Annotated in this window: 15 protein-coding genes and 1 other RNA gene; 10 read left to right on the top strand and 6 right to left on the bottom strand. The window is 52.6% G+C overall.

The annotated features are described in order from the left end of the window. Nucleotides 1–77 precede the first annotated feature (77 nt). The 7 genes from RIC05_RS03795 to aroQ all read left to right on the top strand — a co-directional run bounded on the left by RIC05_RS03795 (nt 78) and on the right by aroQ (nt 6,983). Entirely contained in the window at nt 78–1,103 is a 1,026-nt protein-coding gene (locus RIC05_RS03795) for a DctP family TRAP transporter solute-binding subunit (protein ID WP_350044266.1), read from the top strand. A 103-nt stretch (nt 1,104–1,206) separates the two neighbouring features. Next, nucleotides 1,207–1,689 (top strand): TRAP transporter small permease, encoded by a 483-nt coding sequence (locus tag RIC05_RS03790; protein ID WP_350044267.1) that lies wholly within the window; start codon nt 1,207–1,209, stop codon nt 1,687–1,689. After that, entirely contained in the window at nt 1,686–2,954 is a 1,269-nt protein-coding gene (locus tag RIC05_RS03785) for a TRAP transporter large permease (RefSeq protein ID WP_350044268.1), read from the top strand. The genes RIC05_RS03790 and RIC05_RS03785 overlap by 4 nt, the downstream gene beginning before the upstream one ends. Before the next feature lie 11 nt (nt 2,955–2,965). Beyond that, nucleotides 2,966–3,814, top strand: a complete 849-nt coding sequence (locus tag RIC05_RS03780) for a shikimate dehydrogenase family protein (RefSeq protein WP_350045287.1) — start codon at nt 2,966–2,968, stop codon at nt 3,812–3,814. A gap of 9 nt (nt 3,815–3,823) precedes the next feature. Beyond that, nucleotides 3,824–4,480, top strand: a complete 657-nt coding sequence (locus RIC05_RS03775) for a GntR family transcriptional regulator (RefSeq protein ID WP_350044270.1) — start codon at nt 3,824–3,826, stop codon at nt 4,478–4,480. Nucleotides 4,481–4,592: 112 nt separating this feature from the next. Next, on the top strand, nt 4,593–6,470 hold the full coding sequence (locus RIC05_RS03770; protein WP_350045288.1) for a bifunctional sugar phosphate isomerase/epimerase/4-hydroxyphenylpyruvate dioxygenase family protein: 1,878 nt from the start codon (nt 4,593–4,595) through the stop codon (nt 6,468–6,470). A 66-nt stretch (nt 6,471–6,536) separates the two neighbouring features. After that, complete coding sequence (gene aroQ / locus RIC05_RS03765; protein ID WP_350045289.1) at nt 6,537–6,983, top strand: type II 3-dehydroquinate dehydratase; 447 nt, start codon at nt 6,537–6,539, stop codon at nt 6,981–6,983. Between the two features lie 157 nt (nt 6,984–7,140). Here aroQ and recR read toward each other — a convergent pair whose 3' ends face one another. The 4 genes from recR to ffs form a co-directional block, all read right to left on the bottom strand. Continuing rightward, on the bottom strand, nt 7,141–7,734 hold the full coding sequence (gene recR / locus RIC05_RS03760) for a recombination mediator RecR (protein WP_350045290.1): 594 nt from the start codon (nt 7,732–7,734) through the stop codon (nt 7,141–7,143). Nucleotides 7,735–7,855: 121 nt separating this feature from the next. Further along, entirely contained in the window at nt 7,856–8,179 is a 324-nt protein-coding gene (locus tag RIC05_RS03755) for a YbaB/EbfC family nucleoid-associated protein (RefSeq protein ID WP_350044274.1), read from the bottom strand. Further along, on the bottom strand, nt 8,176–10,056 hold the full coding sequence (locus RIC05_RS03750) for a DNA polymerase III subunit gamma/tau (protein WP_350045291.1): 1,881 nt from the start codon (nt 10,054–10,056) through the stop codon (nt 8,176–8,178). Before RIC05_RS03750 ends, RIC05_RS03755 begins: the two co-directional genes overlap by 4 nt. A 157-nt stretch (nt 10,057–10,213) precedes the next feature. Then, nucleotides 10,214–10,308, bottom strand: an RNA gene (ffs, locus tag RIC05_RS03745) — signal recognition particle sRNA small type. Between the two features lie 191 nt (nt 10,309–10,499). On the opposite strand from ffs, the gene nudC reads away from it, so the two are divergent. Then, nucleotides 10,500–11,426 (top strand): NAD(+) diphosphatase, encoded by a 927-nt coding sequence (gene nudC, locus RIC05_RS03740; protein WP_350044276.1) that lies wholly within the window; start codon nt 10,500–10,502, stop codon nt 11,424–11,426. Between the two features lie 99 nt (nt 11,427–11,525). Beyond that, entirely contained in the window at nt 11,526–12,326 is an 801-nt protein-coding gene (locus tag RIC05_RS03735) for a substrate-binding periplasmic protein (protein ID WP_350045292.1), read from the top strand. A gap of 44 nt (nt 12,327–12,370) precedes the next feature. On the opposite strand, the gene RIC05_RS03730 is transcribed toward RIC05_RS03735, so the two are convergent. Together RIC05_RS03730 and RIC05_RS03725 are read right to left on the bottom strand one after the other, a co-directional pair. After that, complete coding sequence (locus RIC05_RS03730; RefSeq protein ID WP_350045293.1) at nt 12,371–12,739, bottom strand: DUF1636 family protein; 369 nt, start codon at nt 12,737–12,739, stop codon at nt 12,371–12,373. 61 nt (nt 12,740–12,800) lie between these two features. After that, entirely contained in the window at nt 12,801–13,679 is an 879-nt protein-coding gene (locus tag RIC05_RS03725) for a LysR family transcriptional regulator (protein ID WP_350045294.1), read from the bottom strand. A 159-nt stretch (nt 13,680–13,838) separates the two neighbouring features. Here RIC05_RS03725 and RIC05_RS03720 point away from each other — a divergent pair, with 159 nt between their 5' ends. Further along, nucleotides 13,839–14,447 carry a glutathione S-transferase family protein gene (locus RIC05_RS03720; protein ID WP_350044280.1) on the top strand — a complete coding sequence of 203 codons (609 nt, stop codon included), beginning with the start codon at nt 13,839–13,841 and terminating at the stop codon, nt 14,445–14,447. The last annotated feature ends 115 nt before the right edge of the window (nt 14,448–14,562 follow it).

Genomic DNA, 14,562 nt, shown 5'->3' with positions numbered 1-14,562 from the left:
CCGGGCACAGACTGCTCAAGAACAAGAGTGCTTCATGCAACCACGGTCTGCGGAATTCGTTCAATCGGGAGGAAGTAATGAAGATGATTTCTAAAGGCGCCTTGTTCGGTGCCGTTTCTATCGCTGCTGCATCGTTTGGTTTTTCCGCGCATGCTGCTGATGTGACCTTGAACTTTGCTCATGTTGATCCGGCAGAGTGGACCACCTCGAAAAAAGGTGCAGCATCGCAGGTCTTTAAAAATATTGTCGAAGCAGAATCGGCCGGCCGTATTGAGGTCGCCCTTTTCCCGGCTGGCTCGCTGGGTGGGGAAACTGATCTGCTTCAGAATACCCAGGACGGAACCCTGGCCATGTCCATGGTTTCAGGTCCGTTTTCGAAAGTCTGCCCTGAGGCAGCTGTTCTTGATATCCCGTATGTTTTCCCGAATGCCAACGTCGCGTGGAGCGTTCTGGACGGTGATTTCGGTAAAGAACTTGCCGCACATTGTCAGGAAAAAACCGGCCTGCGTACGCTGGCTTATGGTGAAACCGGTTTCCGTAATTTCACCAACTCCAAACGCGCTGTTGCCGAACCAAAAGACATGGAAGGTCTGAAAATCCGTGTCATGACCGTTCCGCTTTTCGTGGAAATGGTCAAAGCGCTTGGTGGCGATCCGACCCCGATTCCTTGGCCGGAAGTTCCGACCGCCCTTACCACAGGTACGGTCGATGGTCAGGAAAACCCGATCAGTGTGATCTATGCCAACAAATTTTATGAAATGCAGAAATACCTGACCCTTGATCGTCACGTATATGGCACCGATTTCATCGTGATCAACGAGGCCATCTATCAGGATCTTTCGGATGCTGATCAGGCGCTTCTGCGCCGCGCAGCAGGCATTGCTTCGAATGTCGGCCGTGCCATTCAGCAGTTCAATTCTGCAGAAGGCGTTGCCAAGCTGGCAGAGGAAGGCATGGAAGTCACCACGCCGACCGCCGAACAGCTTAAGGCCTTCCGCGACGCTGCACAGCCAGCTGTCATCAACTGGCTTTCCGGTCAGATTGATGCCGAGTGGATTGAAAAACTGCAGGCAGCCGTATCGAAAGCTGAAGCTTCGATGTAATCGGCATTGGCAGGCCGGGTGCTCCTCCTTGCATCTGGCCTGCTCTTTTTCCCGCCACCGTGCTTGTCAAAGCACTTGAATTTTCCGCGATCCGGGGGAACCCATGCAACGCGCCGAGAATGCTTTTAAGCGTTTGCTCGCCGGACTTTCGGGGCTCAGTATCCTCGTTGTCTTTGGTGTTGTTTTTGCTGGCAGTGTCAGCCGCTATCTCTTTTCTGCCCCGCTGCAATGGAGCGAAGAAGTCGCAAAATACGCGATGATCTATGGCTGCATGTTTGGTGTGGCATATGCCTACCTGCAGGGTACCCAGATTACGTTTAGCATCGTGATTGATACTGTTCCGGCAGCCATGCGCCGCAAGCTTGCCGTGCTGGTTGATGCTGCGACACTGATCCTTGGCGGTGTTCTTGCCTATGCGGGTTGGATTTTTGCGGCAAAGCGCGGCGGCATTGTTGCATCGGGCATCGGCATTCAGATGTATTGGGCCCAGATCGCCATTACAATTGGCGGGGTGTGCCTTGTGATTGCGGCGATCCTGCGGCTTGTTTCCTATTTCAAAACCGATCCGAGCGAGGGTGAAGCATGATTACCGGCGTGACCCTTGTTGTGCTGCTTGCCATTGGCGCACCGGTTGCCTTTGCGATTGCACTTGGCATTGTTGCCTATATCTCGACCGGGACGTTTGGCATTGATCTTTTGCCGCAACGTATTTTTGCCGGGATGGACAGCTTTACCATTTTGGCGATCCCGCTGTTTGTTCTGGCAGGTGAATTGATGAATGCCAGCGGCATTACATCGCGCGTCATCAATCTGGCCAATGCGCTTGTCGGGCATGCAAAGGCCGGTCTGGCACAGGTCAATATCTGGTCATCCGTGATCTTTGCCGGTCTGTCAGGATCGGCTGTTGCCGATACATCGGCCATTGGTCGTATCTTTATTCCATCGATGGAAAAAGAAGGCTATCCGCGTGATTTTGCCGCTGCCTTGACTGCGGCATCGTCGGTTATTGGTCCGATCATTCCGCCCAGCATTCCAGTTATCATCTATGCGCTGATCACCACCAACGTATCGGTGCCTGCCCTGTTCCTTGCCGGGATAGTGCCGGGGGTTTTGTTGGCGATTGCCTTGTCGGTTTATGTGCGGTTCTTTGTGAAGAACTACGCAAAACCGCGTGAACGCATGAATATGGCGGAAAAGCTTAAAGCGGTCTGGAATGGGTTGATCCCGCTATTTATGCCGGTCTTTGTCATTGGATCGATCCTAGCGGGGATCGTGACACCAACAGAGGCCGCAAGCTTTGCGGTATTTTATGCGCTGGTTGTTGGTCTGTTTGTCTTTCGCGAATTAAAACCGGGCGACCTTCCGGGTATTTTTTCCGGTGCGATGCGTGATTCTTCAAGTATCCTGATCATTATGGCAACGGTTGCAGCGGCCAACTGGTTCATGACTTTTGCCGGAATTCCACAGGCGGTCAGCCAATTTGTTCTGGGCTATGTCGACAGCCCGGTCACCTTCCTGCTTTTGATCAATGTGATGCTTCTGGCGGTTGGTCTTGTGCTTGAAGGCATCGCAGCGATGCTGGTTCTGGTTCCAATCCTGCACCCGATTGCAATCAGCCTCGGGATCGACCCGACGCATTTTGGCATCATTGTTATCTTTAACCTGATGATCGGGTTGATTACGCCGCCAATGGGCTTGTGCCTGTTTGTTGCGGATGCGGTTGCCGGTGTCGGGATGGCGCGCATGATCCGGGCAATTATGCCGTTCTTCTTTGTCGAACTGCTGGTGCTTTTGATCATTACGTTTGTTCCGAGCATCGTCACCTTCTTGCCTAACCTGTTTGGATTTTAGGATACCATTCCATGTTGAAACTTGGTCTTATCGGTAAAGGCATTTCACGCAGCCAGTCAGCACGACTGCACGTGTTGCTGGGCCGTATGTGCGGAATGGATGTGACATACGATTATCTCGACAGTGAACAGATCGCTGATTTTGATCTGATCAGACAGCTAACGACATGTTCGGAAACCGGCTATGCCGGGGTCAATGTTACCCATCCTTATAAAACCAGTGCCCGCAAACTGATCACGCCGCGTAAACGCCTGCCAAGTGCGCTTGGTTCGGTGAATACGGTGGTTTTCCGTGAAGATGGTTGGCGGGGTGATAACACTGATTTTGTCGGGTTTATGCGGGGCTACGGCCAGCAATTTGGCGATGCCAAGCCCGGGACTGTTTTACAACTGGGGGCTGGTGGTGTTGGTCTTGCAACGGCCTTTGGCCTGCGTGGGCTTGGTGCGGACAAGATCCTGATTCATGACAAGGATATTGCGCGTGGCGAAGAGCTGGTTGCGACCCTTGTTGCGGCGGATGCCAATGCGGCATTTGTTGGTGAAGATGATCTTTCCGATGCGGTGCGCACTGCAGATGGTTTGATCAATTGCACACCGGTCGGCATGAACCAGTATCCGGGCAGCCCGTTTGATGACAGCCTTCTTGGCGGGCAAAGGTGGGCCTTTGATGCCGTTTACACCCCGGTTGAAACCGCATTCCTGAGATCTGCTGCGAAATCAGGGATTGAAGTCATGACTGGCTTTGAACTCTTCTTCTTTCAGGGTATTGAAGCATTCGAGGTTTTCAGTGCGGCAGAGATTGATGCCGATGCTGCAAGAAAAGAATATTTCAATGCCTATCCCGAGGCATTGACAGGCTAGGGGAACGTCATGAGTAGCAGCAGTACAGTCGCCGAGACAGTCTATAACGAAATTCGCGATGATGTTTTGTATGGCGAATTGCAGCCGGGCTCCAAGCTTAAGCTTGAAGTGCTGCGCGAACGTTATAGCGTTGGCGTCAATACGCTGCGCGAAGTGTTAAACCGCCTTGTCGCATCCGGATTTGTTTTTGTCGAAGGGCAGAAAGGTTTTCGTGTCGTCGAAACATCGTCGTCCAATTTCATGGAATTGACGTCGATGCGGCTTTTGCTGGAACGCGATGGGTTAAGCGCATCAATCAGGCATGGTGATGTGGAATGGGAAGCCCGCGTTGCAGGCGCCCACCACAAACTGGCGGCGACCGAAAAGAAAATGATTGCCGAAAACAGCCGCGAATTGACCGCGCGTTGGAGCCAGTATGACCGTGAATTCCATCAAGCGCTGATTTCGGCATGCGGTTCGGACCTTCATCTCCGCCTTCACCGCGAGATTTTTGATCAGTTCCGACGCTATGTCGTGATCGAATTGAAAACCCATGGATTCCGTGGTCAGGAAATCATCGATGAGCATCGTGAGCTTTGTGAGCTTGCGCTTGCCCGCGATGTTGACAATGCGATTGCAAGATTGACGGACCATATCGAAACATATCGGCATCGTTCACAGGATTGAGCTTCTGACGCGGGCGAATATCGCTTTGTCCAATGCTTCTGGCATTTGGCACGTCGCAGCATCTTTTCCCTGAAGTGCCGGTGATCTATTTTGAACGCCCCGGAGGGATAAAATGCTGACCTCGATTGCCACAGTTTCACTGTCTGGCGACCTTCAGGAAAAACTCGACGCCATCGCCGCTGCTGGCTTTGACGGTGTCGAGATTTTTGAAAACGATCTTTTGTCCTTTGACGGATCACCCGCTGATGTCGGCAAGACGATCCGCGATCTTGGCTTGAAACTTGTGACGTTTCAGCCATTCCGCGATTTCGAAGGCATGCCAGAACCGCAGCGTACCCGCGCGTTTGAACGGGCAGAGCGAAAATTCGATCTGATGGAACAGCTTGGAACCGACCTTTTGATGGTTTGTTCGAACGTTTCCCCACACTCGTTGGGCGGGCTTGATCGAGCGGCCAAGGATTTGGCGGAACTTGGTGATCGCGCGGCAAAACGCGGATTGCGGATTGCGTTCGAGGCCCTGTCCTGGGGCAAGCATATCAGCGACTATCGCGATAGCTGGGAAGTTGTGCGCCGGGCCAATCATCCGAATGTTGGTTTGGTTCTTGATACTTTCCACATCATTGCGCGCAAGGTGCCGCTTGATGCGATTTCATCGATTCCGGGCGACAAGATTTTTCTGGTTCAGGTTGCCGATGCACCGACGTTAGAAATGGATGCGCTTTCCTGGAGCCGCCATTTCCGATGTTTCCCGGGGCAGGGTGATTTCCCGCTTGATGACTTCATGCGCAATCTTGCGATGACCGGATATGACGGACCGCTGTCACTTGAAATTTTCAACGATCAATTCCGGTCCAGCTCCACCAAGAACGTTGCCAAGGATGGTTTACGGTCGTTGATTTATCTCGGCGATGGCATCGACGGTGTCAAAGTTGGCGAAAAGGCAACCGTTCTTCCGCCCAAGGCGCATGCGCAGGATGTCGGCTTTGTCGAGTTTGCGGTTGAAGAAGAAACAGCTGAAAAGCTGGGTAAACTGTTTGCCGGTTTGGGGTTTGAAAAGCGCGGCAGTCACAAATCCAAGGCCGTGACATGGTGGAAGCAGGGTGACATTAACCTTGTGATCAACTGCGACAAGGATGGTTTTGCCCATTCCTATAACATCGTCCATGGGCCGTCGGTTTGTGCGGTGGGGCTGAAGGTCGAAAATGCCAAGGCAACCCTTGATCGTGCGCAATCATTATTGGCTGCACCGTTTAGCCAGGCGGTTGGCGAAGGCGAAATTGAAATGCCGGCCATTCGTGGCGTTGGTGGCAGTCTGGTTTATTTCCTGGACGATCACAGCGAGTTGTCGCGCATTTGGGATGTTGAATTTGATCTGACCAAGAATGCTGATGCGGGGGCAGCCAAGGCCAAGCTTCGGTCGGTCGATCACGTTTCCTATTCGATGCAGTATGAGGAAATGCTGACCTGGCTTTTGTATTTCACGTCGATCTTTGATCTGACCAAGATGCCGACCCTTGATATTCCCGATCCGGGCGGGCTTGTGCAAAGTCAAGTGGTGCAAAGTGGTGCGGTGCGTTTGATCCTGAATGGTTCACAAAGCCCGCATACCCAGCATTCCCAGTTCTTGAACGAGTTTTTCGGCAGTGGGGTTCAGCATCTGGCATTTTCAAGCGATGATATCTTTGCGTCCCTTGATTATTGTGCCGAAAACGGGGTCGAGATCCTGCCGATCCCGGAAAACTATTATGACGATATCGAAGCCCGTTTCGATTTGGCGCCGGAACTGCTTGATCGTTTGCGTGCACGTAATATTCTTTATGATCGCGACGATGAAGGTGAATATTATCAGGCCTATACGCGCACCTTTGCCAACCGTTTCTTCTTTGAACTGGTGGAGCGTCGGGCGTATCGTGGGTTCGGGGCGGCGAATGCACCGATCCGACTGGCATCGCAAACGCGGATGAACCGCCGCGGTGATGCCGCGAAATAGACTGACGACATAAACCAGACGATGTAACCAGACCTTCTAAATACTGGGCTTCAGGGGAAAAAAGAAATGAGTGCGCCGGAAATTCTTGTCATCAATGGTCCGAACCTGAACCTGCTTGGACAGCGTCAGCCGGAAATTTATGGCTATGACACGCTGCAAACCATCGAAGCAAAGTGTGCCGAACTGGCCAAGGATTTGAATGTTACCGTTCGGTTCGGTCAGTCCAACCATGAAGGTGCGATCATTGATCTGATCCATGAAGCCCGCGAAAAGTCTGCGGCGATCATTATCAATGCCGGTGCTTATACCCATACATCAGCTGCGATCCATGACGCGCTTAAGACGTTTGATGGCTATATCATCGAGTTGCATATTTCCAATCCGCATGCCCGAGAAGAATTCCGCCATAAAAGCTGGATCAGTCCTGTCGCGGATGCGGTGATGGCCGGGGCGGGTGCCTATGGCTATGAACTGGCAACGCGTTTGGCATCCGAGAAAATCAAAAGCAGCTGAAATCAGGCTGAAATTATTCAATCCTATTTCCATTTTTCGATGTAAATTGTGCAGAAAATGGTTTGAATAATAGCGACAAATGAAATTCCAAAAACCAAGAAGGGCAGCACAAGCTGCCCTTTTTCAATTGGATCGAAGTCATGCCAAACGTCTGGATTTAGACCGAGCTACGTGATCGCAGGGCTGCGGCCAGAGTTCCATCATCAAGGTAATCCAGTTCGCCCCCGACCGGGACACCGTGAGCAAGTCGGGTGACCTTTACCCCGGTTTCGATCAACCGTTCGGTGATGTAGTGGGCTGTGGTTTGGCCATCGACCGTGGCATTGGTGGCAAGGATGACTTCAATCACGGTTTTATCGCGGGCGCGATTGATCAATTGATCAATTTTCAGATCATCCGGGCCGACACCATCAAGCGGGGACAGGGTGCCGCCCAGAACATGATACTGGCCCTTGTAAGATGCACCGCGTTCGAGTGCCCAAAGGTCCTGAACTTCTTCGACGACGCAGATGATATCGATCCCGCGGTTCTGATCGGCACAGATATGGCAAGGGTCGGTCACATCAATATTGCCGCAATTGGCGCATGTGGTCATGGCTTCGGCGGTTTCGTGCAGGGAATTTGCCAACGGGATCATCAGGGTTTCGGGTTTTTTGAGCATCTGTAAAACCGCGCGGCGTGCCGAACGCGGGCCAAGACCCGGAAGGCGCGACAGAAGCTTGATCAGATTTTCGATTTCCCGTCCGGTCATTATAATCCCGTCCCTGATGATGGCGTCTTGTTAGCTTGTATCAAAAACAAAGGGCGGCGCAATGCCACCCTTTGTTCGGCACTTTGGACAAGTGCAAAATTTTTAACGGCGTGTGGCCAGATCAGAATGGAAGCTTGAAGCCTTCCGGCAGGTTCATACCGCCGGTGACGTCTTTCATTTTGTCCTGAACAGCGGCCTCTACCTTGACCTTGGCGTCGTTATAAGCCGCCACGATCAGGTCTTCGAGAACCTCGGTATCGTTGGGGTCAACGATGCCTTTATCCAGCGAAAGGCCGCGCATTTCGCCTTTGCCGTTCAGCAAAACTTTGACCATGCCCGCACCGGACTGGCCTTCGATTTCAAGTTCAAGCAGACCTTCTTGCATTTCCTGCATTTTGGTTTGCATTTGCTGGGCCTGTTTCAGCATCCCTGCGAGATTCTTCATAGCTCGTCGTCTCCTTCGAGATAAAATGCGTCGTCATATACTGAACCGCTTTCGTCTTCTTCGCCCTCAGTAAGTTCCTGACCGGGTGGCAGATGGACGGCAACGATTTTGGCTTTGGGTAATCCATCAAGAATGGCCTTGACCAGCGGGTCTAGCGAGGCATCTGCCTTGCGCTGTTCAAGGGCTTCAAGTTCCTGTTCTTTAAGGGTCGGCGCCCCTTCTTCGCGTTCGGAAACACTGACCAGCCAGCGATGTCCGGTAAGGCCGTTCATTGCTTTGATCAGTTGGGTGGAAAGATCCGAACGTGCACCGCGTGCCGGACGGAATTCGATCCGGCCCGGTTCGTATTTCACAAGGTGCATATAGTTTTTAACCTGCATCGCAATGCCGGTGGTTTCGCGGTCCTTGCTTAGAAGCTCGGCCATTTCGGCAAAGCTTTCCGGCATTTTGGCATAGACCGTCTGTTCAACCTGTTCCGGTTCGCCAAGCGGGTCGGGCCGCCGTTGTGCTACGGCGGATGCACCGCCACCACCGCCACTGACAACCTGCATGCGTGGGCCGGGTCCGTTTCCGCCCCCATTGCCACCACCTTGCGGGGCATTTCCGCCATTTCCACTGCTGGCGTTGGCCATGTGCTGACGTAGCTTTTTGATCAGATCGCCTGGGGGCGGCATTTCTGCTGCATATGCCAGACGGATCAAAATCATTTCAGCTGCCTGAATCGGGGATGGCGCAATCCGGGTTTCTTCCAATCCCTTAAGCAACATCTGCCACGACCGGGTAAGCTGCGGCATGGCGAGTTTGGCAGCAATTTCCTTGCCGCGTTCGCGTTCGATTTGCGACACGCTGGGATCGTTGGCGGCATCGGGTGAGAGTTTCACACGGGTCAGCCAGTGGGTCAGATCAAGCATGTCTTGCAGCATTACGGCCGGATCGCCGCCAAGTGCATATTGGGCGCTTAGAAGTTCAAGTGCCTCGTTGATTTCGCCTTTCATGGTGAAATCAAACAGATCGAAAATGCGTGATCGATCCGACAGGCCGAGCATGTCACGGACCTGTTGGGTGGTGACTTTGCCCGCACCATGCGAAATCGCCTGATCAAGCAAACTCATGCCATCGCGCACCGAACCATCGGCGGCACGGGAAATCAGGGTGACGGCTTCTTCTTCGATCTCGGCCTTTTCCAGCCCGGCAATGCGGGTGTAATGGGCATTGAGTTCTTCGGTCTGGACACGGCGCAGGTCAAATCGCTGACAGCGTGACAGAACCGTGATTGGGATTTTGCGAATTTCGGTGGTGGCAAAGATGAATTTCACATGCTCTGGCGGTTCTTCGAGCGTTTTGAGAAGCGCGTTAAACGCGCTTTTCGACAGCATGTGCACTTCATCGATGATGTAGATCTTGTAACGCGCTGATGTCGGGCGATAGCGCACCCCTTCGATCAGTTCGCGAATGTCATCCACACCGGTGCGCGACGCGGCATCCATTTCAAGAACATCAACATGGCGGTCTTCGGCGATTGCCCGGCAATGTTCGCAAACACCACACGGATCGATGGTCGCGCCACCTTTGCCGTCGGCCCCAATACAGTTCAGCGCACGGGCAATGATACGGGCCGTGGTGGTTTTACCAATCCCGCGCACCCCGGTCAGAACAAACGCATGGGCCAAACGACCGCTTTCAAGCGCGTTTGACAGCGTTTTGACCATCGGGCCATGACCGATCAGTTCATCAAAGGTTTTCGGGCGGTATTTCCGCGCAAGTACCTGATATTCGCTTTTCGGTGTTGCTGCAGCGACGGCTGTTTCGGGCGCAGGCGCACCTGATGCGTCACCTTCGGGCGTATCTTGGCTGGCGGTCTCGATCTGATCCGTCATTCATCCGGTCCGACATGTTATAATCTGGTTAGGTTTTAACAGCTTCGCGCCCGCATGGGAAAGGCCAAGTGGGAAATTTCCCACACAAAACCATATCATGCCCGACGATGTCGATTGCATGGTGGAAAACGGCAATTTCAAGGGGGAATGTAAAAGGGTGAGAGACTGAACCGTGACCCGGAAAAACTCGTTACGGCTGCTACCTTCCGGTCCTGACCGGGTTGGCGAGCGGTCCGTCCACGGCCAGCCTCTCGCCCCCTATATCGCGCAAGGTGCGATAAAACGCAAGCCTTGGCTGGGAATTTTTCAATCATCGCGCAATCGTGGCTTTTGGCATCGCTTCATGCGCGTTAATGTCTTGGCCCGCCACCACAGAAAACCCCGGCGTCTCAGTGAGTTGATACCGCCCGAAACCTGGAATGAATTTAAGGAAGCCCACCACCATGAACAGGCAGTTCTTTGAGGCCATCGACCTTGATCGCGATGCTTTGCTGCGCAAGACTGAGAATTGGCAACAGATTCTGTTGGCTGAGGAGTCGTTGCGCATCCTGATTTGTCATGCAGGCGATCCGCTTTTTGCATGGCCCGAAGATATCGATGCCCATGAATTGGTGGTGATGGGCGCACCGGCTGTGCCCCATCTGGACGTTGATTTAAATGGCGGGCACTGGATTTATCTTGGCCGTGATGCAAATGGACCGGTGATTGCAGTTGATATTGCACCGGTTGTTTCAGATCGGGATGATGCGGTCCGGCGGCTGGGTGGTGGGTTTGGCGATATGCGCACTCGCATGGCCGCCCTTTCAAGTGATGAAGCAGCCTTGGCGGCACAGGCACGTGCGATATTTAACTGGCATCGCGGGCATCAATTTTGCGGGGCGTGCGGGCATGCCAACAAAATTGTCGAAGCCGGGTATCGATTGCACTGCACCAACCCCGATTGTGGCAAGTCCCATTTCCCGCGCACGGATCCGGCTGTGATTATGTTGATCCATCATCAGGACCATGTGTTGCTGGCCAGATCACCGCAATTCTTGCCCGGAACGGTGTCGGTTCTTGCCGGTTTTGTTGAACCCGGAGAAACGTTGGAGCAGGCCGTCGCGCGAGAGGTTTATGAGGAAGTCGGGGTTAAAATCAAACGGGCGCAATATGTCGCGTCACAACCTTGGCCGTTTCCGGGGTCACTTATGTTGGGGTTCATTGCAGAGGCCGAAACGACCGAGCTTTCCCCTGATAATGAAGAAATTGAATATGCCATGTGGGTACATCGTGATGAGGTTGCGGGCCTGCCTGAAAAGGGTATAAACCTGCCGCGTCCGATCTCAATTGCACGCTTCCTTCTGGAAAATTGGTGCGCGGGTCGCATATAGAAAGAAGGTGCATGTGATGCGCTTCCTGCTGATTAGGTAAGGAATATCTTTTGATGTTCGATCTGTTGGGGGGAGTGGTCTGGAAGGAGAGTTTTGCCGATGCCCAAAACGTTTGCGCGACGATATCGCTGTTTTGTGACGATACTGGCAACACTGGCGGTTTCGGTGTGTTTTTTGGGGGCCGGTGCGCAGGCAGAAGAACGGACCCGTATCAAGGTCGCATCCTATGAATTCGGGGTGGTGTTTTTCTACGATGAAGATGCGCGGGCCGGCATGGCACCGTATCTTGTGTCTGTACTTAACGAGATGCAGGACAAGTATGTTTTTGAATTTCATGAAACATCTTCACGCCGTCGCTATCTCGACCTGACGTCGGGTGAAGTGGACATCGTTTTGCTGGAAAGTCCGACCTGGGAATGGCCGGACTATAATGTGAAATTCTCTGATCCGATTGTAAGCGAACGTGATTTGTATGTTGCCCGCAAAGGGCAAAGCAATGTTGCCTCGATGTTTGCCAATGTGACGGATCATTCGCTGCTGGCTGTTCTTGGTTTCCATTATGCATTCGGGGATTTTAATTCCGACCCGCAATATCTAAATGAAAACTTTGATGTTTTGCTGCGCTATAACGAAAAAGAAGTCCTCAATGACTTGCTGGCCGGGCAAGGGGATCTGGGTGTGATATCTGCGGGGTTTCTCGCCCGCGAATTTGAACGAAACCCGGATTTACGTGAGCAGCTGATTCTTGGTCCGGCGGATTCGACCTATGACCTTGTATCGATCATTTCTGATGATGCCCCCATTTCGCTTTCCGAGTTCAATGAATTTGTCGCAAAGCTGAAAAAGGATGCGAAGATCGAACGATATTGGCGCCAGTTGCATGGCGATGTGTCGGGTTAACGAACCTTCCCACTGAATGATCCAATCTTGGGCCGTAGCCGTTCTTAATCCAGTGGCGGTATGCGGGCAATGACGTTGCGGCGTAAGGTTTCCGGGCGTTCACGCCATGCAACGATGCCCTGTTCGCTATCGGCATAGCGGATCGCAAGATCGCAAAGATCATCGATCATGCTTTGCGGATCGACATTGCCGTAAACATATCCCCATTTTCCGGCACCGCTCAGCGCAACCGAACAGCCCGATTTGCAATTGGTCAGACATTCGGCGGGATGCAGATCAAAAGGCAGATCACGCTCAGCACAGATTTCCTGCATACGATCAAAAAGCTGTTTTCCGTGGCGGGGATCGGTTTGGCCGTCGGCGGTGGACGCGGTGCAGGTAATGCAAATGTTCAGGCGGGACTTGGTGGTCATAAGGTCGATCTTTGTTTGCGAAGGTTGATAGGACAACCATGATTACGGGGTGCGCATCCAATCAGCTTGCGACCTGTCGGGTCAAGGCATCATCGAGATTTTGACTGACATATTCCTGAATTTGGCTTGCCAATTGGCGGGAAACCAGCGGATGGCTGTTTTCCGTCAGCATCAAGGCAACGCCGACGGCGGGCAAAGGCGGGAAGCCATCATGGCTGTCTAGAATTTGAAATTCATCTGTGACACTGGCCGCCGCCAAGGCCGCAACGCCCAGACCATCGCGCACCAGATGTAAAAGTGATGCGGCCTGCCGGGTTGTTGCAAACAGGGTGAAGGGGCGATCGGACTTTGAAATAGCATCAATTGCCCATGCATGAAATTTGCAATCTTCGGCAGGTAGAACCAAAGGCAATGGATCAAGTTTATGTTGCTTGTGGATGGGGGATGTGACCCAAACGCCGGGTTCGTGGCGAAGAAAATAGCCTTCTTCGCCCATGGCAGAACGACTGACGAGCGAGATATCAAGCTCCCCCTGATCGAGCATACGTTGCAGCAAGATGGTCGGGTTTATTGAAATGAAAAACTTGGCATCCGGGATGACCTTGCGGATGGCGCGCAGAACAACGGGCAGGATTTTGTGCGCATAGTCATCCGGGCAGCCAATGCGGATCGGGCGGGATGCATCCTGTGTGCGCAATTTGTACATTGCTTCGTCCTGAAGCGATAAAATGCGCCGGGCATAGCCGACAAAGGTGATGCCATCATTGGTCAAAAGGACATTACGACCGTCCCGTTCAAACAGCTTGTTATCAACAAGTTCTTCCAGCCGTTTCATCTGCATTGAAAAGGCAGACGGTGTGCGACCAATACGGTCAGCAGCACGGTTGAAGCTGCCACATTCGGCAAAGGCGACGAAGCTTCGCAACAGATCGGAATCCATGGGCATCCCCTTTGATCAGAAATTATGATCAATTATATTGAACAATGGGGTCAAAACTATTCGATTGTTTGAAAATCATCCAGCGGCAAATATCACCCCCGGCCGGCCAATGCTTATAACGCCAATGCTTTTGATGCATGTGCCACAAGGATACTGAAGATGATTTTGAACGACTATTTGCTTTCCGGGAACGGATATAAAATCCGTTTGCTGCTGTCTATGATGGGTCAACCGTTTGAATATATCGAACGTGACATCATGAAGGGCGAAACCCGCACCCCGGAATATATTGCAAAGATCAACCCGAACGGAAAAATTCCGGCACTTGTGCTTGATGACGGGCGGGTATTGGCCGAAAGCAACGCCATTTTGACCTATTTGGCGGAGGATACAAATTTCATCCCGGTTGATCGGTTCGAGCGGGCTGAAATGATGGGTTGGTTGTTCTTTGAACAATATGACCATGAACCGAATATCGCGGTTCTGATTTCATGGCATGCCTTTAAGGGATTGCCGGAAAACGCAGATATTTTTGTTCCGATGAAAGAAGCAGCCGGCAAGCGTGCGCTTGATCTGATGGAAAAACGTCTGTCTGGGCATAACTGGCTGGTGGGCGAGTCTTTGACCATCGCTGACATCTCGCTTTATGCCTACACGCATCGGGCAGAGCTGGGAAAAATCAGTCTGGAACCCTATCCCGGTATTCGTGCGTGGCTTGATCGGTTTGCGGCCCTTCCCGGCTATGTGCCGATCACTTGGACGCCGTAATCAGAATTAAAAAAGCAGCCACCACAGGCAAGAAACCCGCCGTTCACATTGGGGATGGGGGAGGGCGAATTCCCGACCTGTGGTGGCGAAAGACCCTTGTGCGATTAAGGGGAAC

The sequence above is a fragment of the Thalassospira sp. genome, from assembly GCF_040218635.1.
Classification (GTDB): Bacteria; Pseudomonadota; Alphaproteobacteria; order Rhodospirillales; family Thalassospiraceae; genus Thalassospira.
This window is presented reverse-complemented; position numbering and strand designations above follow the sequence as displayed.